The organism is Streptomyces sp. WG5 (genome assembly GCF_049974565.1).
Lineage (GTDB): Bacteria > Actinomycetota > Actinomycetes > Streptomycetales > Streptomycetaceae > Streptomyces.
The window spans coordinates 132,797-156,814 of the sequence record NZ_JBNGGC010000014.1 but is presented as its reverse complement, the minus strand read 5'-3'; the positions used below and the strand labels follow the sequence as shown (position 1 = coordinate 156,814).

Below are 24,018 nucleotides of genomic sequence, written 5' to 3'. Positions count from 1 at the left end.
GCCGGTCACGGCACGACGGCCGGGTGATGCACCCAGACGTTGGGCTCGGCGTACGTCCCGTGACCGTCGTCGGTGACCCGCAGCGGCACCAAGCCGCCGGGCAACGGGTAGTCGCCCGGGCCCGGCAGCGCATGACCCAGGAACTCCTCCCAACGGGACACCGGCTGACGGATCACCAGCGACCGGTGAGCGATTCCCAGCCGCCGGGCGCCGAGCTCCAGGTGCGTACGCAGCCACGGGTCGAAGCAGCGGCCGTCGGGGTGGCGCCAGGCGGCGTACTCCTCGATCGGGATCAGCGGGTAGAGCGGCTTGCGGGTGGGCCGGACCGGGATGATCAGCCCGCGCGGGCACCACCCGGCGGACCTGGTGCGGACCTCGGTCAGCAGCCGCTCGGCGTGACCGGCCGCCCGGTGCGCGGGATCGACGGACACGGACAGCATGCAGACGGCGTCCGGGTGGTCCGGTGGGCCGTGGTCGACGGTCTCCACCAGGACCTCGTCACTGCCGGAGGGCAGTGACGCGGCGGTGCCGTCCCAGCGCACCGGCAGTCCGTTGGCCGCCGCCAGCAGCGTCCCGGCGTCGTCCAGCAGGCAGAGCTGATGGGCGGGGAAGCGCTCGTACATCCCGTGCCAGCGCCAGTTGCCGGGGGACTCCCAGCTCATGAACGCGGGCATGTTGGCGCCGGTCAGGGCGTCCACCTCGGGCAGCAGCCACGGATCGCGGGACAGGTCGGTGAGGGTGAGTGCCACCGGGTGCGCTCAGCCCAGCAGCCGGGTCTCGGCCGTGGCCCGCATCGGGCGGGACCGCCGCAGGTCGGCGGTGACGCACACGCGTTTGAGCCAGCGGTCGGTGCCGTCGTAGCGGGCCTGGAACGGCAGGCGGCCGTGCACGGCCCGGTGGTTGTCGATGACGAGCACGTCGCCCTGGTCCGCGACCACTTCCCGCATCCCGGCGTCCACCACCTTGAACAGCGCGTCGTAGGCGCGACGGGCGTCGGCGTCGTCCTCCGGCACGGAGGTGAAGTACGGGTCCAGACGCATGTACGGGTCCTGCCGCGAGCCGTACAGCAGCGGGCCGAGCGGCCGCTCGTCGAGCATCTTCTGGATCGTGGCGAACCGGGCGGCCTCCTCCTCGGAGGTGATGGTGTTGTTCTTCGGCAGGTGCGACTCGTCCGGCGCGATGTGGAAGCGCGGCTCGAAGAGGACGTCGATGTCGTCGGCGGACAGCGAGGACAGGTCCAGCTCACCGACCGTGGTGGGCACATGGTCGGGGTTGCGCAGCGCGCCCAGGATCAGGTAGTCGCTCCGGTAGGGGTGGAAGGCGTCCTCGGTGTGCCAGGTCAGCAGCTCCTTGCTGCCCATGCCGAGCTGGTCGTTCTCGTGCCGGCGGATCGGGAAGATGTCGTGCACGAGGTGGCCGTCCTGCTGCGTGGCCCAGCCGAAGGGCTCGCCCAGCAGCGCCGAGTACAGCATCAGCAGCAGCTCCTCGGGGTACTCCGGGCCGGGCCGCCGACGGCCGCGCCAGTGGTCCGGGGTGGGCCCGATGCGCTGCTGGTCGAACGCGTGCCCGTGGACGAGTACGTGGCCGTGGCGGTCGCCCAGCTTGAAGTCGCGCAGGAAGCGCTGCACGCCCAGCGGCAGCCGGGACGCGAGCCGCGGCAGGTCCCGCAGCAGGCCGGCGTCGTCGAAAGAGGGGTGGGTGGCGGCCAGTTCGAGGGTGAGCTCCGCGGTCGCGGCGGCCTCGTCAGGAGTGAGGGTGTAGCTGTGCGTGGACTGGTCGGTGAGGTTCGACATGGCCAACTCTCGTCGAGTGTCGGGACGGTTACTGCCCACGGGCGGCCGGAGGCCGGCCCGCGGGCCCTCGGGTGGTGCCGGGTGGTGCGATGACCCGTCAGGTGCGCGACAGCGGCCCGCGCGCCGCGGTCGGTCAGGGACGGGCGGTCCCGGTGGCAGGGAGTGCCCCGGCCAGCAGCCGGGGGGTAGGGCAACGGAACAGGGCGCTCGCCCGCAGTCCGGCCGCCGCGGGGAACGCCTCGCGCATCCGCGCGAGCAGGCGCATGGCGAGCAGGGACTGCCCGCCGTGCTCGAAGAAGTCGTCGTCGGGGCCGAGCGCCGGAGCGCCCAGGACGTCGCGGAAGAGGTCCACGACGGTGGACAGCGGTTCGCCGGAGGACTCCGGCCCGGCGCCGACGCCCGCCACCGCAGCCGGGGCGTCGGCCGAGTCCGGGCGCTGCCCCGGAGCGGCGGTCACCGTCCCCGACGCCGCGACCCAGTCGCCCAGCCGCCGCTTGTCGATCTTGCCGTGCGGGTTCTTCGGCAGGACGGACACCCGGAACAGCACCCTGGGCACGGCCCAGTCGGGCAGGTGCGCCGCCAACGGCGCCACGAAGGTGTCCCGCTCCGCCCCGGTCACGCGGACCGCCTCGCCGGGCCGCGGGGCGAGCCTCGGGTCGGCCGGGACGGTGAAGGCCCACAGCACGGTTCCGGTCCGCGGGTCGGGGAACACCACGGCCTGGCCCACGGCCGGGTTCTCGCACAGGGCGCGCTCCACCCGGGCCGGCTGCAGCCGATGGCCGCGGATCTTCACCTGGTCGTCGAGCCGCCCGAGGAAGACCAGGTTCCCGTCGGCGTCGATCCGGCCCAGGTCGCCCGTCGTGTACACGCGCGCCCCAGGGACGGCGGACAGCGGATCGGGGACGAACCGGCGGGCCGTGGCGGCCTCGTCGCCGAGGAAGCCGCGGGCCAGCAGCGGTCCGCCGATGTGGATCTCGCCCGTCTCGCCCCGCGGCACCGGCCGCCCGTCGCGCCGGACACTGATCTCCACGTCCCGCAGCGGCGTGCCGAGCGGAACCTCCTCGGCGTCGGCCGGGAGCCGCCCGGTGTAGAAGGTGGAGGTGACGGTGCACTCGGTCAGCCCGTACACGTGGGCCAGCCGGGCCGGTTGGCGGGCCTGCCAGTCCCGGTAGGGCCGCGGGTCCATCCGTTCGCCGCCGACCACCACCAGGCGCAGTTCGGCCGGGGTGGTCAGGCCGCGCGCGTCGAGCCAGCGGGTGTACTCCAGCCAGTACTGCGTGGACAGTTCCACCACGGTGGTCCCGGTGCGGGCCATCGTCGTGTGCAGTTCCTCCGCGTCCAGGGCCCGGGTGCCGGCCCGGCACACCACGGCCGCGCCGGAGACGAGCGCCGGGAAGACCTCCTCGATCAGCACGTCGAATCCCAGCGAGCAGACCTGGAGCCAGCGGTCCCCGGGGGCCAGCTCCAGCCGCTCGGTGACCGCGGCCGCGAACCGGCCGAGCGCGTCGCGCTCGACGACCGTGCCCTTGGGCTGCCCGGTGGACCCGGAGGTGAACAGTACGTACGCGACGTCACCGCCGGTCGCCGCCCGCAGCGGCTGCGGGCGGGCGGAGCCGTCCGCGTCCGTCGTCCCGCCACCGGTGTCGCCGGGCCCGGCCGGCACGTACGCCGTCGCGGGTGCGTGGGCGCCGTCGCCGAGCCACACCGCCGCCTGCGTACGGCGCACCAGCGCGTCCCGGGCGGCGGCGGGCAGCCGGTCGTCCAGTACGGTGAACCCGGCCCCGGCCTTGAGCGCCGCGACCATGCCCAGCACCGTGCGCCCGGGGTCGGGGAACGCGAGGCCCACCAGCCGCCCGGGGCCCGCGCCGCGCGCGGCCAGGGAACCGGCCCAGGAATCGGTCAGCCGGTCCACCGACCGGTACGTGAGCACCCGTTGCGGCGTCACCAGCGCGGGCGCGTCCGCGTGTTCACGTACCCGGAGGTCCCACAGGTCCAGCACGTCGGGTCCGGCCACGGCGGTCACCGGGCGGTCCCGCGGGTGCGCAGGAACTCCGACAGCCCGGCGAGCCCGGCCAGGAAGTCCTCCTCCGGGCCGCCGAAGCCGAGCCGGGCTCCGTGCGGCACACCGAACGCCGTACCCGGCACGAGGAGCGTGCGGTGGCGGGAGAGCAGCTCCAAGCAGAAACGTTCGGCTGCCGCCGGTCCGTCCGCGGCCCGCTCCAGCCCGCGGAAGACGGGCAGCGCGCACACCCCGCCCTCCGGCGGCGTCCAGCGCACCAGGTCCTCGTGCTCGGCCATCCACCGGGTGAGGTGGGCCAGGTTGCACCGCGCCTCGGCCGCCCGTGTGCCGATCAGCACGTCGGCGTGGTCCATCGCCCGCTCGGCGATCAGTTCGACCAGCGGGGACAGGAAGAGCGTGGTCCGGTCGCGCAGCGGGAAGACCGCGGTGATCAGCTCCGGCGGCGCGATGGCCCAGCCGACCCGCAGCCCCGGCAGACCGAAGGTCTTGGAGAAGGTGCCGTAGGAGATCGTGTCGCCGCCGGTGGCGGCGGGGTCCGGGAGGACCTCCCAGCGGTGCGCGATCTCGGCGGTCGCGGCGTCCCACACCAGGGTCGCGCCGACCGCGGCGGTCCGTTCGGTCAGCGCCTTCAGACCCTGCGGCGACAGCGTGGCCCCGGAGGGGTTGTGCGGGAAGTTGACGACGACGGCCGTGGTCCCGGGTGTGACCAGGTTCTCCAGTACGTTCTCGTCGATCTCCCCGTCGTGCACGGCCGCGGCCGGCAGTTCGGCGAGCTCGCAGCCCGCGGCCCGCGGGTAGTGGCCCAGCGAGTGGTAGATGCCCTGCTGGACGACCACCCGGTCACCGGTCCGCAGCATGGTGCCCAGGGTGAGGGCGATGGCCTCGCTGGAGCCGTGGGTGACCAGCACCCGGTCGGCGTCACCGCCCGCGTACCGGTCGGCGATCGCCTGCCGGATGCCGGCGCCTCCCTGGGAAACGCTGTCGTCCATGACGACGGCGTCCAGGTCCTCGGCCGGGATGCGGCACAGTTCGCGTATCTCGGCGAAGGTGTACGGGTGGACGCCGCTGGAGCTGATGTCGTGGATGCCGGGGCCCAGGTGACGGCGGTACCACTCCTCCAGCACCGGGGGGTCCTCACGCGGCGGACGCAGACTGCTCATGGTTGCGCACCTGTCCCTTCTATCCCTGACGCGAGCCCTGAGGGGAGTTCTGACGGGTGTCCCGCCACCACCGCTGTCCGGCGAGGGGAAGCGTGTCGATGGGGTCGTAGTAGTGGTAGGAGCCGCTGTGGGCCTCCGGGTCCGCCGCTTCCAGCGGGGTGAGATAGCTCTTGCTCCAGTGCGACACACCGAGTTCGCGGTCGTAGGAGTCGACCTGCTCCACCCAGCGCTTGCCGGCCAGCGGCACGTCGCACACGAGGCGGGGCGTGGCGAAACCGGGGAGATACCCCATGATCTGCCGCTGCATCAACTGTGCGCGGTGCAGCGGCACCCGCCAGTGCTCGGCGTTCGGGATCATGTCGCACATGTAGAAGTAGTACGGCGTGATCCCCGCGTGGTCGATGAGCGCGAAGCACAGGTCGAGCAGGTCGTGCGCGCTGTCGTTGACCCCGCGCATCAGCACGCCCTGGTTGCGTACGTCGTGCAGTCCCGCGCCCAGCAGCGCCCAGGCCGCGTCCGCCACCGCGGGGGTGATCTGCTGGGCGGCGTTGGCGTGGGTGTGCAGTGCGACGCGCACTCCGCGGGACCGGGCCGTTCGCGCGATCCGGGCGACGCCCTCCAGCACCGGGCCGGACCGCCAGTGCTGGGGCAGTCCGACCAGCCCCTTGCTCGCCAGCCGGATGTCCCGGATCGACTCGATCTCCAGCAGGTCGTTCACGAAGCGCTCCAGGCGGGGCCAGGGCATGTTGGCCAGGTCGCCGCCGGAGACCACCACGTCCCGGATGCCGGGCGAGGCGCGCAGGTGCTCCAGGATGCGGTCGGCCCGGTCGGCCGGCTTGAGCTGGAGCCTGCTCTTGGCCACCTGGGGCGTGGAATTGCCCACCAAGTCCATGCGCGTGCAGTGCCCGCAGTACTGCGGGCACGTCGACAGCAACTCGGCCAGCACCTTGGTGGGGTAGCGGTGGGTCAGCCCCTCCACCACCCACATCTCCTGCTCGTGCAGGGAGTCCCGGTCGGCCATCGGGTGCGAGGGCCACTGCGGGTGCCGGTCGGAGAAGACCGGCAGCATGTACCGGCGTACCGGGTCGTCGTAGAACGCCTTGGTGAGCTCGCCCGGACGGGCGCCGGGCGCCTCCGGGGCCATGGTGTTGAGCATCTGGGGCGGCAGCAGCACCGACATGGTGGCGCGGTGCAGCCGGTCCTGCTCCCAGTCCGCGTAGAAGCGCTCGTCCAGCAGGTCGCCCATGACCGCGCGCAGGTCCTTCGCGTTCTTCACGCAGTGGGCGCGCTGCCACTGGGGGTCCGCCCACTCGGCCGCGGTGACGTCGCGCCACCCGGGCAGGCGCCGCCAGTCCGGCTCCACGAGTGGACGGCTGCGGTATGCGTAGACGCCTTCCAGGGCTGCTGATTCCGTCTGTCTGCGTGCTGTGTCCACCGGCCCGGCACCCCATCCCATCGGTTTCGGCCGTATCGCCTGCCGCCGATCTTGCAGAGCGTGAAGGGTTGTACACGAGAGGGATTTGTACGGGGCGCACAGGGCAAGTGCCCCTGTACAACGAGGGCTGTTGAATGGGAAGCGGAAGCCGTCGGCCGGTGCCGCAGGGGAACGGACAGCACTCCCGGACCGAGTGATCGGCTCCGGGCTGGCCTGAATTGCCGGTCGAGAGGTTGATGCGCATGTCAGTGGCATGTACCAATGGCCGCAGATCAGCCGCGGAGGCCGGCATGCCGGGACTCCGGCGGTCTCCGGCTGATCGCACCGTCGACCACCGGACACCGCTGACCACGGTTGTACGGCTCGACGGTACCCGCGTCGCGCCGACACAACCGACTACCAGGGGGAACATGTGCCCAGGCCAGAGCGGTTATTGGATCCTACTGCAGGCCCATTGGAGGAATTCGCCCACGACTTGCGCACCTTACGGACGGAGGCCGGAAAACCCTCGTACCGCACCATGGCGAAACGGGCGCACTACTCCGTCGCCACACTCTCCGAGGCCGCACGGGGGCTGCACAAACCCTCGCTGAGGGTGACCCTCGCCTATGTGGCCGCGTGTGGTGGAGACCTGGAGCTGTGGTCACGTCGCTGGCACAGCGTCAGCAAGGAACTGGAGGCACGCGCCGCACCGGGACACGGGCGGGCGGACGGCGCGGAGCGGGAGCCTGCGCGCTCCGACCGCCGCCCGGCCCCGCGGGGTGCTCCGGAGCGAGGCACGGAGCGGGGCGCCGCCCGGAGAGCCGACCGCGGCCCGGACCGGAACCGGAGTACGGACCACGGCCCGGACCGGAACGCGACCCGCGGCCTGGGCCCGGACCGGAACGCGACCCGCGTCCCCGGCCGGGACCCGGAGCACGGCCGGGGGCACTCCGGCCGCCACGCGCCCACCACCACCGCGCACGGCCGCGGCGGCGACGAGCTGACCAGCGACGAACGGGCCGAACTGCGCCGGCTGCGCAGCGAGGTGGAGGAGCTGCGGCGCGCCAACGAGGTGCTCAAGGCAGCGTCCGCGATCTTCGCCGCGGATCTCCGCACAACGTCGAAGGTCGTGTACAACCCGGCCGGTAGACAAGATCGGTCGGCGTGACCGGTCGCACCCCGCGCCCAGGCGGCGCGGGGTGCGACCGGACGATCCCGACCGACCCTTGGGGACTGACCATGCGTGTGCTCGGAGTCAACGGCTGGCCCGGAGCCAGTCACGATGGGGCCGCCTGCCTCGTCGTGGACGGCGAAGTCATCGCCCTGGCCGAGGAAGAACGCTTCACCCGGAACAAGCACGCCTACGGGGAGGCACCCCTCAACGCCGCCGCCCACTGTCTCGCGGAGGGCGGCCTCACCCTGGACGACATCGACGTCGTCGCCCACGGGTGGGACCTGCCCAAGCTGTTCCGCGACCGGGGCCTGGACTGGTTCGCCGACGACGCCGGTGCGCTCGAGCACCTGCTGCCCAAGGCACTGTTCCCGCGCGCCCGCGACCCGCGGCTGATGTTCGTCGACCACCACATCGCCCACGCCGCCAGCGCCTACCACCTCTCCGGGCGGGACCGCGGCGCCGTCCTGGTCCTGGACGGCCAGGGCGAGGACGTGAGCACCACGCTCGCCGTCGGTGTCGACGGCGAGATCAAGACCCTGCGCACCTACCCGCCGGGCTGGTCACTGGGCTACTTCTACGCCGCGGTCTGCGCGTACACCGGTCTCGGTTCCGACGCGGCCGGCAAGATGATGGGCCTGGCCTCGTACGGCACTCCGCAGGACCTCACCCTCGGCGGCGCCTTCGGCTTCACGGACGACGGCTTCACCATCGGTGTCGTCCCACAGGACCTGCGCTCCACCGGCACCACCGACGAGGAGACGGCCACCGTACGGCACTGGCTGGAGCACCTGGAGAAGGCACTTCCGGACGCCCCCAACCGCTCCGTCCGCCGCTTCGACCCCCGCGTGAGCCGCTACACACGGGTCACCGACCGGGACCCGTTCGAGTACCGCGACATCGCGGCCACGGCCCAGGCGGCGCTGGAGCGGGCGGTCACGGCCCTCGTGCGCACCCTGCTCCGGGAGAGCGGCGAGACCACACTGCTGATCGCGGGCGGCGTCGGCTTCAACGCCACCCTCAACGGCAAGCTCATGCGCATGCCCGAGGTGCAGGACCTCTTCGTCCAGCCCCTCGCCGGTGACCAGGGCGTCTCACTCGGCGCGGCGGTCTGGGCCGCGGCCCAGGAGGGCGACCGGATCCGGCCCATGAACGGCTCGGTGGCCTGGGGCCCGCAGTGGAGCCCGGACGAGATCCGCTCTGTGCTGGACGCCTCCGGAACCGCCTACACCGAGCCCGCGGACATCGCCGCCGCGACGGCGGACGTCCTGGCCGCCGGCGGAGTCGCCGGATGGTTCCAGGGCCGGGCCGAGGGCGGTCCTCGTGCCCTCGGCCACCGCAGCATGGTCGCCGTGCCGGCCCCCGAGGGGACCCGCGACCGGGTCAATGTCCGGATCAAGGACCGCGAGGCGTGGCGGCCGTTCGCCCCGAGCATGCAGGAAGAGGCGGCCGAAGCCCTGATCGGCACCACCACCCCGCTGCCGTACATGATCGTCACCACCCCGGTCACCGAGGCCGGCGCCGCCGTCATGCCCGCAGTGGTCCACAGCGACCGGACCACCCGGCCGCAGACGGTGTCCGCCGACGTCGACCCCCTCTACCACCGGCTCATCGGCGCGGTCGGCGCGCACACCGGCAGCCCGGTCGTCCTGAACACCTCCTTCAACGGCCGCGACGAACCGGTCGTCTGCAGCCCGCGCGACGCCCTCGCCACCTTCCACCGGCTGCCGATGGACGCCCTGGCCCTCGGACCCTTCCTGATCCGCCGCCCCGACGGTGCCCTGCGCGAGCTCCGCTCATGACGGCCCCGGCCCGCCGGCACCCCGGCCCCGCCGCGGACGCCGCCACCCCCGCCGCCCCGGCGTCCGGCCCGTCAGACATGCCCGGTCCCGGCGGCGAGGAGATCCGCGCCCGGCTGGACGCCTGGCTCGCCGACACCGTGCTGACGCCGGACGCCGACCTGTCGGCCCCGCTGCTCGACCTCGGAGTGGACTCCCTCGACCTCATCCGCACCGTCCGCCGCGTCGAGGCCGCCTTCGGCGTCCGGGTGCAACTGCGCGAGCTGACCGTGCCGGAGATGACCACGGCCCGGCTGGCCGCGCTGGTCGCCGAACGCGCTGTCCGGCGCCGTACCGCCGATGCCGCACCACCCGGCGCCGGCCACGCCCCGGTCGTGCTCACCCCTCCGCAGGAACATTCCTGGGAGGAGCAGACCGGCGACCGGGGCCACTGGAACCAGGCGATGCTCTTCACCACCCGGCCGGACCTCGACGGCGAACTGTTCGCCGAGGCCGTCCGCCGCCTGGTCGCCGGGCACGCCTCGCTGCGCCTGGCCGTCGAGGCCCGACCGGCCCGGCGGCCCCGGCAACTGGTGGTGGCCGTCGACCCCGACGGCCCGCCCGACGCGGCCCTCGGCCCGGTGCTGGACACGGTGGACATCAGCGAGCTCACCGACGCCGAACTGCCGGCCGCGGTCACCCTGCGCTGCACGGTCGAACAGGGGGCCCTGGATCCGCAGACGGGACCCGTGGCCCGGTTCGTCCGCTTCGACGCGGGCCCGACCCGCCCGGGGCGACTGCTGATCGTCATGCATCAGATCGCGTTCGACATGGTCTCGTGGTCCGTCCTCCTGGAAGACCTGGAGGAGCTGTACACGGCGCTCGAAGCCGGGCGCCGCGACGTCTGGTGCGCCGAGGCGACCCCGTACCCCGAGTGGGCCCGGGCACTGGCCGCCCACGCCCGCACCCCCGAGGCCGAGGCGGAGGCCGAGTGGTGGACGGAGGTGGTCCGTACCCCCGCGACCGTCCCGCTGGACCACGCCGCCGCCGACCCACGGGCCGCGAACACCGCCCGCACCGCCGCGACCTACCGCGAGGAGTTCCCGCCGGAGCTCACCACGCGCCTCCACACGGCGGCCCGCGTCCACCGCGCCCACCCCGGCGACCTGGTCCTGCACGCCCTGGGCGAGGTACTGGCCGGGTGGCTCGACGAGACGGAAGTCCGGGTGGACATCCTGCGGCACGGGCGCGAGGAGACCGTCGGCGACACTCATCTGGCCCGCACCACCGGCTGGTTCACCACCACCGTGCCCGTCCGCCTGGACCTGGCCCCCGGCACCCCGGCCGAACGGCTGGCGCGAACCGTCGGGCACCTCGCGGCCCTGCCCGGCGGGGGAGTGGGATTCGGTGCGCTCAGCCGCCATGGCCGGCCGCGCATCGCGGCCACGCTGCGCGCCGCCCCGCCCAGCGACATCTCGTTCGACTTCGAGGGCGACGACGCGGACGCCCTGCCCCTGCGCACCCTGCTGCCGGACGTGGCGCCCGAGGCCGTCGGCGACATCACCGCCCCGCACTGGACGCGGCCCCACCTCATCGAGGTGATCGCCACGACCGACGACGAGGTGTTGCGCGTCGAATGGTGGTACTCCACCGCCCTGCACGACGAGGCGACCGTGCGCGACCTCGCCGCCCGCCACCGGGCGGCCCTCACGGCACTCCTCGACGCGACGGGATCCGACGCGACGGAAACCGGTACGGCGGGCCCCGACACGGCCGGGACCCGCGGCGACCGAACACCTCACGGACGCACAGAAGAAGGCGACCTGCCATGATCCTCCCCAGCGTGCTCGAGCGCTTCTTCACCATCGCCCGCTCCGATCCCGGCCGACCGGCGGTCATCGACAACGGAATGACGGTCGGATACGGCCAACTGGCCTCCTGGGCAGGGGCGGTGGCCGACCTGGTCGCCACCCGCGCACCCGGACCGCATCCGCCCGTGGCCGTCACCCTGCACCACAGCGTCCGGGACATCGCCGCGATCCTCGGCACGCTCGCGGCCGGCCGCGGCTACGTGGCGGTGCCCGAGGGCCCCGCCGGCCACACCGGCGAGGCCCTGCGCGCCCTCGGCTGCCGGGAGCTGGTCGCCACCGCCGAGACCGACCGGCTGCCCGCCGTCGACCGCGTCCTGCGCCCCCACTGGGGCCCGCCCCGCGCCCCCGTCCCGGGCAACGGCAGACCGGTCCGCGCCGACGACCCCGCCTACGTGCTGTTCACCTCCGGTTCGACCGGCGCTCCCAAGGCCGTGGCCGTCCCGCACCGGGCGCTGCACGCCGTCCTGTCCCCGCTGCGCGAGCTGTACGAGGTCGGTCCGGACACCGTGTCCCTCAACTTCACCCGGGCCGACGGCGACACCAGCCTGGAGGAGATCCTGCCGCCGCTCCTGGAGGGCGGACTCGTCGTGCTGGACGGTGACGCCGAGGCGGACCTCGACCGGGTCCTCACCGACAACGAGGTCACCCTGGTCAACCTGCCCGTCGACTACTGGCACATCTACACCGGCCATCTGCTGGAGACCGGCCGGAAACTCCCCGGCACCGTCGAGACCGTCGTCATCGGCGGCGAGGCCGTCCGCCCCGACATGCTGGAGCGCTGGCACCGGCTCGGCGCCGACCACGTACGGCTCCTCAACACCTACGGGTCCACCGAGACCGCCCTCGTCACCCACAGCGCCGTCCTCGCCGGGCCCGGTGCCGGACCCCGGAAGGCCGGGAACCCCTTCCCCGAGGGGGTCCCGATCGGTCACCCGCTGCCATCCGTACGGCAGGCCGTGGTGCCACGCCCGGACGCGCCCGACGGCCCCGGCGAGTTGCTCGTGGCCGGTCCCCAGCTCGCCACCGGCTACCTCGACGACCCCGACCGCACGGCCGCCCGCTTCGTCGAGGCCGACTTCGGCGGCGGCACCACCCGCTGGTACCGCACCGGCGACCTCGTCCATGAGTCCGCCGACGGTGCCCTGGTCTTCCACGGCCGCAGCGACCACCAGGTCAAGATCCGCGGTCACCGGGTGGACCTGCTGGACGTCGAGGAGGCCATCGGACGGCTCCCCGGTGTGACCGCCGTCGCCGCCGCCGCGCACGCCAAGGGCGAGCACACCGCGCTCGTCGCCTTCGTGGTCGTCGCGCCCGACGGCAACACGCCAGAGGACGGCGGCGTCGCGGCCGAGCCCGCCGCGCTGCGCGCGCACCTGCGCGCCACGCTCCCCGAGCACATCGTCCCCGACCGGATCGTCGCGGTCCCCCGACTGGAGCACACCCGCACCGGCAAGGTCGACCGCGCGGCCACCCGGGACCGGTACCTGTGACCAACCGGCTCTTCGATGCCTCGGTGGCCCCCGCCACCCTGCCCGAGGCGGACGCGCGGGGCCCTTGGGCCTACCTGTGGTGGCTGGCGCGGATCCGGCCCGGGCCGCTGCTCCTCAGCGCCGTCCTCGGCACCCTCTGGATGGTCCCCCTGGCCCTGGTCCCGCTCGTCATCGGACGGGCCATCGACGAGGCCGGCCAGGGAGGCGACCGGGCCGGCCTCTACCTGTGGGCCCTGCTCACGCTCGTCCTCGGCATCGTCCAGGCCCTCGCCGGCGCCGGTCTGATCCAGGCGGCCGTGGGCGCCGAGGCGCACGCCCTGTCGCACACCCACCGCGTCCTGATGCGGCACGTGGTCCGGCTGGGCGCCACCCTGCGCGGCAAGGCACGCTCCGGTGACGTGGCTGCCTCGGCCGCCGCGGACGTCGACACCATCGGCAACGCCTTCGAGGTGGTCGGCCGCACCATCGGCGCGGTGGTCGCCGCCGTGCTCGTGGCCGTGGCCCTCACCGTCACCTCACCCGTGCTCGGACTGGCCGTGCTCATCGGAGTCCCGGCCGCCGTCCTGGGCATCGGACCGCTGCTGCGGCCCCTCCAGGAACGCGACGAGGCCCAGCGCGAACAGATGGGCATCGCCACCTCCCAGGCGGGTGACATCGTCGCCGGTCTGCGGATCCTGCGCGGCATCGGCGGCGAGGCCGGTTTCGCCGAACGCTTCCGCCGCACCAGTCAGGAGGTCCGGCGGGCCGGCGAGTCGGCCGGCCGGATGGAGGCCTGGCTCCAGGCGGCCGGGGTCTTCCTGCCCGGCCTCGTCACCGTCGGCATCGTCTGGTTCGGCGCCCGCCTCGCCCTGGAGGGCACCATCACCGTCGGCGAACTGGTCGCCTTCTACGGTGCGTCGGCCTTCCTCACCCTCCCGGTGAGCACCGCGACCGAGGCCGCAGAGACGCTCAGCCTGGCCAAGGTCGCCGCCGGCCGGGTCTGCACCCTGCTGCGCCTCGTCCCCGAGACCACCCAGCCCGTACAGCCAGAGCCGCTGCCCCCGGGTCCGCTGTCGCTGGCGGACGCCCGCACCGGCATCACCGCCGAGGCCGGACGGCTCACCGTGGTCGTCGCCCCCGCCGACCGCACCGGAGACCTCGCCGACCGGCTCACCCGCCCCGGCGGTTCCGGTGACGGTGCCCCGGCCGTGCTGCTCGGCGGCATCCCGCTCGACCGGGTGGACCTCGCCGAACTACGCTCCCGGGTGCTCCGGTCGGGACCCGCCGACATCCTGTTCAGCGGCACCGTACGGGACGAGCTGACCACGGAATCGGCCCGCTCGCCGCGGGACCTGGAGCACGCGCTGTTCACCGCCGATGCCACCGACGTGGTAGAAGCCCTCCCCGCCGGTCCGGACACCCCTCTCGACGAGGGCGGCCGTGCCCTGTCCGGCGGGCAGCGCCAGCGCCTCGTCCTCGCGCGGGCCCTGCTCGCGGCTCCCGACGTGCTGGTGCTGGAGGATCCCACCTCCTCGGTCGACGCCCACACCGAGGCCCGGGTGGTCGAACGGGTCGCCGCCGCGAGGGCGGGGCGCACCACCGTCGTGTTCAGCGACAGCCCGCTGTGGCGCGGCGTCGCCGACCGAGAGGTCCGCCTCGGCCCGGACCCCGTGTCCGGCAGCCCCGACCGTTCCACAGGAGTGCCCTCGTGACGGCGACACCCGCCCAGGCCCACCCCACCGCCGAAGCCGCTCCGGCCCCGCCCACCGCCCCCCGACCCGACGGCGCGCCCGGCCACCCGGGGCGGCTGCCGCTCGCCGACCGGGCGGACGTCCGCGCCTGGGTCGGCGCCTTCCTGCGCGGCGAGGCCGCCCGGCTGGCCCTCACCTTCGTGCTGTTCGCCGCCGCTCTGGTGGCGGGCCTGATCGGACCCCGACTCCTCGGCCACCTGGTCGAATCCGTGAAGGCCGGTACCACCGCGGGCCGGGTCGACCTGCTCGCCCTGGCCTTCGTCGCCGTCCTCGTCACCCAAGCGCTGCTCGCCCGCGCCGCCCGCACCCGGGCCACGTTGCTGGGCGAGCGCGTCCTGGCGCGCACCCGCGAGACGTTCGTCCGCAGGGCCCTCGGGCTGCCGCTGTCGCAGGTGGAGAGCGTCGGAACCGGCGAGCTCCTCAGCCGCGCCACCACCGACGCCGACCGGCTCAACGAGAGCATCCGGCAGGCGGTCCCGCGCATCGCGCTGGCCGCCGTCACCCTGGTGTTCACCTTCGCGGCGATCCTGCTGACCTCCCCCCTGCTCGCCCTCGCGCTGCTGGCCGGAGTGCCCTTCGCCCTCCTGCCGACCTGGTGGTACCGGCCGCGCGCGACCCGCGCCTACGAGCGCCTGCTCGCTCAGGAGGCCGACGTCCTGGCCGTCACGCACGAGACCGCCCGCGGCGCCGCCACCGTCGAGTCCCTCGGGCTCGGGCCCCGCCAGATCCGGCGCCACGGCCGGGCGGTCGACCAGGTGGTACGGACCCGGCAGCGCACCACCTGGCTCCAGACCATCTGGTTCCCCAGCCTGGACCTCGCCACCATGGTGCCGATGGCGCTGACCCTGCTGATCGGCGGACTCGCCTACCGGGACGGTGCCGTGGGACTGGGCGAACTCACCGCCGTGGTGCTCTACGTCCAGGCGCTCGGCGAGCCCCTGAACGACCTGCTCACCTGGACCGACGAACTGCAGATCGGGAACGCCGCGCTGCGCAGGATCCTGGGCACGGACCGGTTGCCGCGCGAGGAGCCGCGGCCACCCGCGGCCATCGAGGGCCACGCCATCCGGTTGGAGGGCGTCGGCTTCGGCTACGCCCCGGGCCAAGAGGTCCTGTCGGACATCGACCTCGACATCGCCTTCGGTGAGCGCCTGGCCGTGGTCGGTGCCTCCGGCGCGGGCAAGTCCACCCTCGGCAAGCTGCTGGCCGGCGTGCACCACGCGACCCGGGGGAGCGTGCGCATCGGCGGCGCCGAGATCAGCACCCTGCCGGTGGACCAACTGCGGCGCGAGATCGTCCTCGTGACCCAGGAGCAGCACGTGTTCACCGGCACGGTACGGGACAACCTCACACTGGCCTGCGAGGAGGCGCCGTCGGACGAACGGCTGTGGGAGGCGCTGGAGACGGTTCTGCTGGCGGACTGGGCCCGCACCCTCCCCGACGGCCTCGACACCGGGATCGGCCCGGGCGCCGCACCGCTGTCCCCGTCGGCGGCCCAGCAACTGGCACTGGCCCGGCTGCTGCTGTCCGACCCGCACGCACTGGTGCTGGACGAAGCCACGGCGCTGCTGGACTCCACCGCGTCACGCCGGGTCGAACGTTCGCTCGCGGCGCTGATCGAGGGCCGTACGGTGATCTCCGTGGTGCACCGCCTGGACTCGGTGCGGGACGCCGACCGCATCGCGGTCATGGACCGCGGCCGGATCGTCGAGCTCGGCAGCCACGAGGAACTCCTGGCGGCGGACGGTGCCTACGCGTCCCTGTGGCACTCCTGGCAGGCGGCCCGGTGATCCGGACCGCCGGCGTGGGGACAGAAGGAGGTCAAGGGACAGGCGGAGACGCGACCGCTCCGACGGCGCGGGACGGCGGTCGTCCCACAGCCCGGCGCGTGGGCAGCTCCGTCAACGTGCGCATCCCGATGCCGGCCTTGGCAGGCGGCACGACTGCCGGACAGGATGGTGGCATCACCTCCTGGGACCTCGGACCGCCCAGCCCTGTCCCCCCGGCCTCGGCAGTGGCGCCTGCCGCCTTCAGCGGCCGATGCCCGTCCCGTAGAGGTCGAAGGCGCCCATGTCGTTGCACGTGACGTCGCGCAGGGCGCACTCCTCGCCCGGGTTGTTCACGCCGTCCGACCGCAGTTGGGTGACGATGAGGCGGGCGGCCCGTGCCGCGGAGTCCTCGCCGTCCTGAGGGAACACGGCCGCCCACCGCCAGCGTTCGCGTTGCTGCCAGCCGATCTCGTGCATCGCCGCGGTCTTTTCGGCGGAGACGTGCTCGGCACGGTCGTAACGGAAGAGCCGCAGACCGCTGCCCGGCTCGAAGACGACCTGCACGGTGTCCCGGCCGCGATGGGTGATCACGAAGCCGGCCCAGTTCTCGCCGACCTGGGCGGGGAGGTGTTCCACGAACGAGTGGAGCATCAGCCCGAGAGCGTCCTGGAGGTGGTCCGGACCCAGGGCCAGCCGGCCGCCGGGGTACACGTCGGGCCCCCAGCCGGAACCGCCCCGGTCGAGCTGCCACAGGTAGGGCAGGGAACGGAAGTCCGACGGCTCGTCGGGACTCCACGACCCGCCCCACTTGAAGTCGCGGTGTTCCTCTTCCTCCAGTTCCCCGGTGTCGTGCACCTCGAGCAGGGCTCCGTGGCGGTCGCCGCTGAGGATCAGCAGTCGCCGCTCGTTGCGCCAGCGGATGTTCGGCCCTTCGGCGGAGCCGCCGAACAGGGTGGGGCTGCCGATGCGGCCGACGACGGCGTCGAAGAGGTCGCCGAAGGCGGTCCTGCGCCGGGCGAGGGTGGCTCCCGGCTCGTAGGACAGCACCCGTGCCCGCTCGCCGGGCTTGCCGGTGTCGTGCAGTGACTCGGCCGTCTCCGCGGCGTCGGCGTGGCGAGGCGGGACGGGATGCAGGGCCAGCCAGCTGGCACGTCGGTTGCTCTGGAAGATCAGGGTGTGGCGCTCGCCGCGCCAGCGCAGACCGGGGGCGCCGCCGCAGTCCTCGTAGCGCACCGGGTTTCCCACCGTGGCGAGGGCACGAGCCAGCCCGGCTGTCCGGTCGCAGGCGGCGCCTCCCGGCCGGGACCGGTACGCGTGGGTCAGCAGACGGACCTGGCCGGTGGTGTACCGGGTGGACTCGAAGCCGAGCTTGCCCGCATCCAGGACCAACGAGATACCCGCACGGTCCGAGACGAGCGTCACCCGGCCGTCTCCTGCACCGCCGCACTCCCAGCCGGGGCGGGCAGCCGCCCATTCCTTCACTGAGGCCAACTCCCAGTCCCCGAAGTCGGCTTCCAGCAGTTCGGCCACCGTGTGGACGGCGTCTTCATGGCTGTCGTGTGAGTAGCTGTCGGTCATGCAGACGATGTTGGCACGCCGGTCCGGCGCCGGGTGCGAGGGGCCCCGCAGGACGACGACCCGGGGCGGCGGCGGGGACTCGCACGGCAGGCCAGGCCTGGGGCGGCGTGGTCGGGGTGGCGTGAGGTGTGGGCGTCGAGGAGGGCATTGCCACGGCCATGGCTTGTGAGGAGCAGGGCGGCGTATCCGAGCGGGATCAGGCCGTCCGGTCCGGCGTCCGGGGGCACGACCACAGGACCGTCACGCTCGGCTTCCCAGGCCGTCTCCCAGGCGGCGAGGACATCCCGACCGGCCCGGTCGTCCAGGGCGTGCAGCAGATCGGTGATGCGTCCGAGCAGGTGGAGGCGGGCCTCGGTGTCAGGAGTGCCGAACGTGCGCTGGACATGGTGCGGGAGCGGTCGCACCAGTTTGAACTCGGCGCGCGGAAAGGCGTGTTCGGCAGTATCCAGCAGGCCGTCCACAGTGACGGCCGGGCCGGGTCCAACGGTATCGTCCACGTGCACGGTCTGCCGCCCCCCTGAGCCCCTTGCGGAGCAACAGTCACCGTAAATAGGCTTGTTAGCGATGTCAACGCACTGTTGGGTGCGGTGGCTGGTTCTTGCGTGACCAGCCGGAGTTCGGTCCGGGAAACGATGCGTGGCGAGCGGCTGTCCGGCGCCTCGGTTCATGTCCCGTCCCGGCTCTTCCGCACTCAGGGCATGGGTGCGACGGATGCGCGCATGCCAGAGTTCGTTCCATCTCCTTGTTCTCGAGGCAGTCGTCTCACGTGTTCATGGGAGGGTCCAGAGTTGGGGCAGACCGACACCCGTCTCATCCAGACCGCGGTCATCGGGGGCCGCGACTCGGACCAGCCGGTGATCCTCCCCGAACAGCCGCACAACCTGGACGAGTTCATCCGTCAGTTCGGGAGGGACGACTTCTGGTGCGGCACGCTTCTCGGCGGCTGTGGAGAACCGCTGCGCCCGAAGCGGTACGTGACGAGGGTCTGCCACTTCGCCCACGAAGCCGATCCCGGCCGCGGGGAGTGCCACCGGACCATCCACAGCGAGGACGGCGCCGACCACTTGTTCATCAAGGCCCATGTCACTCGCTGGCTGGCCGGGCAGGGGCACGCGGCCCAAGGCGAGCTGCGCAGCCTTGGACACTGTCACGGTGATGCCGTGGACTTCCGGCTGCACCGCACGAAGACGCACCTCCGGTTCGAACTCCACCCGGAGGACTACCGGAGCTGGCGCAGAGCAGCGGACAGCCTGGGCGCGAAGGAAGGCCGCATCGAGTGGGTCTTCGGCCGGGACGACGCGCTCGCACGCGACATGGTGGCGCGTCGGGGGTACGCGCTGCTCGTGCGGTGCAAGACCGAGGACAACGACCGTCGCGTGTTCATCGGCACCCTGACCGCCGGGAAGAAGACGCCCTGGGCTCCCCTGGACCACTGCCGGATGACCGAGAGCGGCCTCGTCACGCCCGCACTCGAGGAACTGCGCGCCGAGGCAGCGGTCCGTGACGACGGCATCGGCTGCGAGCCGTTTCCCGGCAGCGTGCCCCTTTCCGGCGGACAGGTCGTGTTCGCGGTGGACACGGAAGCAGTTGCCTCGTCCTCGTCGCCGTTGGACGTGCCCGGCAGGCGCTTGATCCCCGGCTTCGTCAAGCCGGCGGGAAGCCGCATCGTCCGGGCCTGCCTGTCCCTGCCCGACACGGTGCCGGATCCCACGGACCAGTACGTGTACCGCCTCGCGGGCTCGGTCCGGCTGCTGGTCACGGACGTCGTCGAGGGACACAGTTCCTCGTGGGCGGTCCGGGCCGACGCCCTCGTGAAGCTCAACGGCCTGGACGCGGAGCGCACCGGCCTGTGGCGCCCCAGCGTCGCGCTCGACGAGAAGCACGTCCCGGCGCCCCGTGCCTCCAGCACGTGTGAGCGGACCCCGCTCCCCGAACCCGCGCCCAGCGGTCCCAAGGCGCCGGAGACCACCCCGGGGAAGCCGGCCGACGCGCTCAGAAAAGTGCTGGAGGACGTCGCCGCGAAGGGCGCCACGATCACGTGGAGCGAGCTGGCCGGGCGGCTCGGCAGGTGGGTCTACGACCTGCCGAACCCGCAGCGCCAGGAACTGCTGACCGAGGTGGACAGGCCTCGGGTGCCCGACCGTCCGCTGCTGAGCGTCCTGATCGTCACCCACCTGGGCAGGCCCCTTCCGTACCTGGGGCAGGTACTGAGCCGACTCGGGGCCGCCGAGCCGGCCTCGGAGGTCGCTCTGCAGCAGTGGGCGGTGGCCGAGACCAAGAAGACGCACGGGGCGTACGGGGCGTACGGGAGCCGGCCGGCACGCGTGTCGGCTGCCCGGCGTTCTGGTGAGAAGAAGCCGGCCGCCAGGGAGCAAGACCCCTCCGAGAACGCCCTGCGGCAGGGACGTCAGAGACGTGCGGAGATGAGGGCGAAGCTCGAGGAGGCGGTGAGGACGCGAGCCCGGACGAGGGGGACGCGTGCCCAGCGCCTGTTGGAGGCGATTCGACAGGGAGAGGAGTATCTCCGACGGTACGAGGAAGTGAGCTCCCACAAGCGGGCCCTCCGCGTCTGGCTGGGGGAGGGCGACCCCATCCTGGACCTCCTCGACCGCCTGATCGGCCGCCCGATCACCGTCCCCCCGGCCAGGACGGAGCGCCGGACCGTCTCTTCCGAACCGAAACCGGTCAAGGGCGTCGAACCGAAGCCGGTCAAGGCCGTCGAACCGAAGCCGGTCAAGGCCGTCGAACCGAAGCCGGTCGAGAAGAAGGACCCGAACCTCAGGAAGATCCGACGCCTGCTCGGTGAGATGGACCGGACCCACGGGCACCGGCCCACCCAGGACCTGCTGGGGCTGCTCGACGAGATCGGGAAACATCGCGACCAACTCGCCCGACCGCTGCCCGCGGCGGAAACCAGGCTCGTCGAGCGGTGGCAGCGCAGACTGGAGGAACGGAGGTCCGCCGAGCGCTCCGCCCAGGCGGCGGCCGCCCCCCCGGAACACGCCGGCGAGGGCGGGCCGCACCGCAGAGCCACCGCAGGACGACCGCCTGCCGGCCGAGAGGATCGACAAGCTGGCCCTCACGGTCCGCGGCATCCTCGAAGAGCTGGCCCGTGCCGAAGGCCCGCCCCTGAGCTGGGGTGATCTCCGTCTTCGGGCGGGCGGGCAGCTCCCGCCCCTGCACCCCGACGACCAGGTCGCGTTGCTCGTCGCGGCGGACCGGGGCACACCGGCCGACGAGCCGCTCCTGACCACGCTGGTCGACAGCTCCGTCGCGGCCCCACACCGGCTCTACCGCCAGGTGCGCCAGGGCCTTGGCCGGGGGCCCGTCCCTGACACGGAGCTCGAGGCCCATCGGGCCATGGAAGCCCTACGGTTGCGGCAGCTCTGGCGATACCGGCGGTGAGCGGGTCGTGGTACCGGTGTCCGTGACAGGGCGGAGGCGAAGCCGTGTGCGTCACGCGTCGACTGGAGGGGTGTACGGGTGGGTGCAGACGTGGTGGCGGCGTGACGGGAGCTGCGGGCCCGCGAGGAGGCGGGCCCGTTTCCCGGAGGGCCCGATGCGTGGCGTGTGACGTGCGGGCGTGGTGATTCGGGAGGACGAGAGTCCACCGCTCTCGTCGGACGTCAGCCGTAGGCTGGTGCGGGAAATCCAGGGGAGACGATGATTGACTACCGCAAGGCGACTGTTCCGGTCTGGACGCTGGCGACACGTGAGGTCGAGGTGCCGGCGGTGATCGGGGACGGGCCGATGACGGCCGAGCGACTGACCGAACTGCGTGGGGTACTGGCCGCGTTGGCCGACCAGCCGATCGCCACGCTCGAGGCGCATCCGTTGCCCGGCAAGCTCGACCGCAGCCGGGGCATCCCGCTCGATGCCGCCAGCCCCCTGGCGCAGCACCTGTCGCAGCTCATCACCGAGTCGGCGAAGGCTTCCGCCACGGCCGCCAGGGCGACGGCCTCCGGCGAGATCCTGTGCCGCGTGGTGGTCCCGGCGAAGGTCGCCGCCGAGTTCGGACAGGGGCTGGTTCGCTGGATGGTGCCGAAGGGGTCCACGGGCGAGTTCTACGGCGACCTCGTGCGGACGACGACGGGCCAGATCGCCGCCAAAGCGTCCATCGTGCCGGTCAGCGGAGTGGCAGCGGCGGGCACGGTCGGCGGCGCGGGTGCGACCGCCGGCGCCGCGGCCGCGGGTGGCACGGTGCTCACCGTGGCCGCTCCGCTCGTGCTGATGGCGGTGGCCGTCGGGGTGAGCGCGCACGCCGACCGCAAGCGGCAGCAGGCCATCGCCCACATCACGGACCTGCTGGAGCAGCTTCAGGCGGACAAGCTCGACGACGAGCACAGTGCGCTCAACGGCTGCCGTCCCGCCATCGACAAGGCCACGGCCATCCTGCTCGACCAGGGCAAGCTCGGTGTCTCGCTGGGACTCGACTCGGCGGTGCACACCATTGACACGGCACTGAGCAAGGCCGACATCCGTCTGGCCCGTTGGCGGAGCGCGCTCGACAAGCTGCCCGCCGGCGAGCCCGTCGAGATCGGCACGCTGACCGAGTCGTTCCCCGGCGTGGACGACCAGGGCGTCCTGTTCCGCACCCACGTCGAACTGGCGGAGCTGGCCATGGCGTTGAAGCGGCGTGTCAACGTCCTCCAGGCGGTCGAGCGAGCCCAGAGCGACCCCGACAACCTGTTCGAGAACTTCACCCGCGCCCTCAGGGCCGACGAGCAGCGTCTCGACGAGCTGGAGTCGGGCATCGCCAGTGTGCTGGTGCGCCTGTCGACGCTGGAGCTGGCACGTCCGAACAGCAAGCGCCCCCTCCTCACGACCGGTGAGGTCGACCGGCTCCTGCGCGCGGCCTACCAGCTCCGCCGCCTGGGCGACGGCGTCGCACTCAACGGCCGCCCGACGGACGTGGCGATCGAGATCGCCCGTGACCGGGACGGCTCGGTGGTCGTCTTCCCCGCGCTGCCCGCCGAGGCGTAGGCCTCCGAACACCGGTACGAGGTGAATGTGTCAAGTCTTCGCAGCGACCCTCGCACTTCCGCCGCTGTCCGCGGCAGCGGCTGGGTGAGCAGCTCACCGCAGGCTGAGCAGTTGTTGATGCGTCTGGGGCCGTGTGAACGGGTCGAGCTGCTGTTCGCCACTCTCCGGTACCAGGGCGCACTCACAGCTCGGCGTCTCCTCCTGTGGCGGGGCACCTTCAGGGCGGAATACATGGAACTGCGCCGCCCCCTGCCCCTGTTGGCCAGCGGGAGCCGGTCGAGTCTTGGTGAGGCCATCGTGCTCGACGGGCACGGAGGCGCGATAGAGCTCAAGCCTCTTTCCGCGTCTGCCGCGCGTACCTTGGCCGACGCCGGCCGGTCCGTCGATGGCACCATTCCGCCTGCCGCAGGGATGTCGGCTGGGCACCGCACGGCGGCCGGCCGTGCGTCAGGACCACCGCGAGCGGAGGGAAGCACCGGCACCGCGAGGTCCTATCACCCGAGAGTCATCCGTACGTGGCAGGAGGCCGAGCTCGCCGCCGTCGACCACATGCGCAGTCTCGGCTTCGTCGACGCGCGAGTGACGGGCGCCGGCGCCGACGGGGGTATCGACGTGATCGCCCAGGACGCCGTGGCGCAGGTGAAGCACTACAGCCAGCCGATCGGCGTGGGTCCCGTCCGAGAACTGCGGGGGGTGGCGGACGCGCACCAGCATCTGTTGTTCTACGCGTCCGGCGGCTACACGGCAGCTGCTCGACAGTTCGCCGACGAGAGAGGGCTCGCGCTGTACTTTCTTGCGGAACTCGGCCACATCACGCCGCTGAACGAGGCAGCGACCCGTCTGTCCGCTCGCCCTGCCCCCACCTCCAATTGGAGCCAGGCGGCCGGGTGGGGCAGAGGGGCGTCGACCGAACGCGCGAGCCGGCGTGCCGCCGAGCTGGACGCCCAGCGGCAGACCGTGCTCCGCCTGATCGCTCGTGTCCGCGCGCACACCAGTGAGGTCCATGCCCTGCCGTCCAACCGGTACACCAAGGACCGCATCAAGGTCCTGAAGGCGGCACAGAAGCTGACCGAGCGGGCGGCGTCGCTTCTGGAGAAGTCGCGGTCGGAGTTCCAGACGCACGGCGGACGGAAGCATCTCATCGCCATGGCCGACGAGAAGGCCCGCGAAGCGGCGCTCAAGTTGGGGATGCGTATCTGACGGGACAGGCGGGCCTCAACGTGCGGTGCGGGCCGGCCTTCTTCCGTCGACGGGCTCA

General features: G+C 72.9%; 15 protein-coding genes and 1 pseudogene. 10 read left to right on the top strand and 6 right to left on the bottom strand.

Annotated elements, in window-relative coordinates; translation table 11 throughout:
- Window positions 1–5: 5 nt before the first annotated feature.
- From ACP4IX_RS17365 to ACP4IX_RS17345, 5 genes are all read right to left on the bottom strand, one after another.
- Window positions 6–749: a hypothetical protein gene (locus ACP4IX_RS17365; protein WP_426556024.1), complete on the bottom strand. Its 744-nt coding sequence runs from the start codon at window positions 747–749 to the stop codon at window positions 6–8.
- Between the two features lie 9 nt (window positions 750–758).
- Window positions 759–1,793, bottom strand: coding sequence for an arginine beta-hydroxylase, Fe(II)/alpha-ketoglutarate-dependent (vioC, locus tag ACP4IX_RS17360; RefSeq protein WP_426522736.1), 1,035 nt, complete (start codon window positions 1,791–1,793; stop codon window positions 759–761).
- Between the two features lie 133 nt (window positions 1,794–1,926).
- Window positions 1,927–3,816: a non-ribosomal peptide synthetase gene (locus tag ACP4IX_RS17355; protein WP_426556023.1), complete on the bottom strand. Its 1,890-nt coding sequence runs from the start codon at window positions 3,814–3,816 to the stop codon at window positions 1,927–1,929.
- The gene (gene vioD, locus ACP4IX_RS17350; protein WP_426522734.1) at window positions 3,813–4,973 is read right to left on the bottom strand and encodes a capreomycidine synthase; all 1,161 of its coding nucleotides are present in this window, start codon (window positions 4,971–4,973) and stop codon (window positions 3,813–3,815) included. Before vioD ends, ACP4IX_RS17355 begins: the two co-directional genes overlap by 4 nt.
- Window positions 4,974–4,992: 19 nt before the next feature.
- On the bottom strand, window positions 4,993–6,408 hold the full coding sequence (locus ACP4IX_RS17345; RefSeq protein WP_426522733.1) for a KamA family radical SAM protein: 1,416 nt from the start codon (window positions 6,406–6,408) through the stop codon (window positions 4,993–4,995).
- Window positions 6,409–7,390: 982 nt separating this feature from the next.
- On the opposite strand from ACP4IX_RS17345, the pseudogene ACP4IX_RS17340 reads away from it, so the two are divergent.
- From ACP4IX_RS17340 to ACP4IX_RS17315, 6 genes and pseudogenes are all read left to right on the top strand, one after another.
- A pseudogene (locus tag ACP4IX_RS17340) lies at window positions 7,391–7,489 on the top strand (XRE family transcriptional regulator); the annotation flags it as partial.
- Between the two features lie 140 nt (window positions 7,490–7,629).
- Window positions 7,630–9,363: a carbamoyltransferase family protein gene (locus tag ACP4IX_RS17335; RefSeq protein WP_426522732.1), complete on the top strand. Its 1,734-nt coding sequence runs from the start codon at window positions 7,630–7,632 to the stop codon at window positions 9,361–9,363.
- Window positions 9,360–11,171, top strand: a complete 1,812-nt coding sequence (locus ACP4IX_RS17330; RefSeq protein ID WP_426556022.1) for a condensation domain-containing protein — start codon at window positions 9,360–9,362, stop codon at window positions 11,169–11,171. Before ACP4IX_RS17335 ends, ACP4IX_RS17330 begins: the two co-directional genes overlap by 4 nt.
- On the top strand, window positions 11,168–12,700 hold the full coding sequence (locus ACP4IX_RS17325; RefSeq protein WP_426556021.1) for an AMP-binding protein: 1,533 nt from the start codon (window positions 11,168–11,170) through the stop codon (window positions 12,698–12,700). Before ACP4IX_RS17330 ends, ACP4IX_RS17325 begins: the two co-directional genes overlap by 4 nt.
- Entirely contained in the window at window positions 12,697–14,391 is a 1,695-nt protein-coding gene (locus ACP4IX_RS17320) for an ABC transporter transmembrane domain-containing protein (RefSeq protein ID WP_426556020.1), read from the top strand. Before ACP4IX_RS17325 ends, ACP4IX_RS17320 begins: the two co-directional genes overlap by 4 nt.
- Entirely contained in the window at window positions 14,388–16,220 is a 1,833-nt protein-coding gene (locus ACP4IX_RS17315; protein ID WP_426556019.1) for an ABC transporter ATP-binding protein, read from the top strand. The genes ACP4IX_RS17320 and ACP4IX_RS17315 overlap by 4 nt, the downstream gene beginning before the upstream one ends.
- Before the next feature lie 240 nt (window positions 16,221–16,460).
- On the opposite strand, the gene ACP4IX_RS17310 is transcribed toward ACP4IX_RS17315, so the two are convergent.
- Entirely contained in the window at window positions 16,461–17,777 is a 1,317-nt protein-coding gene (locus tag ACP4IX_RS17310; protein WP_426522727.1) for a hypothetical protein, read from the bottom strand.
- Between the two features lie 128 nt (window positions 17,778–17,905).
- On the opposite strand from ACP4IX_RS17310, the gene ACP4IX_RS17305 reads away from it, so the two are divergent.
- From ACP4IX_RS17305 to ACP4IX_RS17290, 4 genes are all read left to right on the top strand, one after another.
- Window positions 17,906–18,298 carry a hypothetical protein gene (locus ACP4IX_RS17305; RefSeq protein ID WP_426556018.1) on the top strand — a complete coding sequence of 131 codons (393 nt, stop codon included), beginning with the start codon at window positions 17,906–17,908 and terminating at the stop codon, window positions 18,296–18,298.
- 267 nt (window positions 18,299–18,565) lie between these two features.
- On the top strand, window positions 18,566–20,920 hold the full coding sequence (locus tag ACP4IX_RS17300; RefSeq protein WP_426556017.1) for a hypothetical protein: 2,355 nt from the start codon (window positions 18,566–18,568) through the stop codon (window positions 20,918–20,920).
- 520 nt (window positions 20,921–21,440) lie between these two features.
- Complete coding sequence (locus ACP4IX_RS17295; RefSeq protein ID WP_426556016.1) at window positions 21,441–22,760, top strand: hypothetical protein; 1,320 nt, start codon at window positions 21,441–21,443, stop codon at window positions 22,758–22,760.
- A 117-nt stretch (window positions 22,761–22,877) separates the two neighbouring features.
- Window positions 22,878–23,960, top strand: coding sequence for a restriction endonuclease (locus ACP4IX_RS17290; RefSeq protein WP_426556044.1), 1,083 nt, complete (start codon window positions 22,878–22,880; stop codon window positions 23,958–23,960).
- Window positions 23,961–24,018: the final 58 nt, after the last annotated feature.

Bases quoted from the DNA above. Each gene is read 5' to 3' on its own strand.
- vioC (WP_426522736.1), bottom strand. From the start codon at position 1,793: ATGTCGAACCTCACCGACCAGTCCACGCACAGCTACACCCTCACTCCT.
- vioD (WP_426522734.1), bottom strand. From the start codon at position 4,973: ATGAGCAGTCTGCGTCCGCCGCGTGAGGACCCCCCGGTGCTGGAGGAG.
- ACP4IX_RS17335 (WP_426522732.1), top strand. From the start codon at position 7,630: ATGCGTGTGCTCGGAGTCAACGGCTGGCCCGGAGCCAGTCACGATGGG.
- ACP4IX_RS17330 (WP_426556022.1), top strand. From the start codon at position 9,360: ATGACGGCCCCGGCCCGCCGGCACCCCGGCCCCGCCGCGGACGCCGCC.
- ACP4IX_RS17325 (WP_426556021.1), top strand. From the start codon at position 11,168: ATGATCCTCCCCAGCGTGCTCGAGCGCTTCTTCACCATCGCCCGCTCC.
- ACP4IX_RS17310 (WP_426522727.1), bottom strand. From the start codon at position 17,777: ATGACCGACAGCTACTCACACGACAGCCATGAAGACGCCGTCCACACG.
- ACP4IX_RS17295 (WP_426556016.1), top strand. From the start codon at position 21,441: ATGATTGACTACCGCAAGGCGACTGTTCCGGTCTGGACGCTGGCGACA.
- ACP4IX_RS17290 (WP_426556044.1), top strand. From the start codon at position 22,878: ATGCGTCTGGGGCCGTGTGAACGGGTCGAGCTGCTGTTCGCCACTCTC.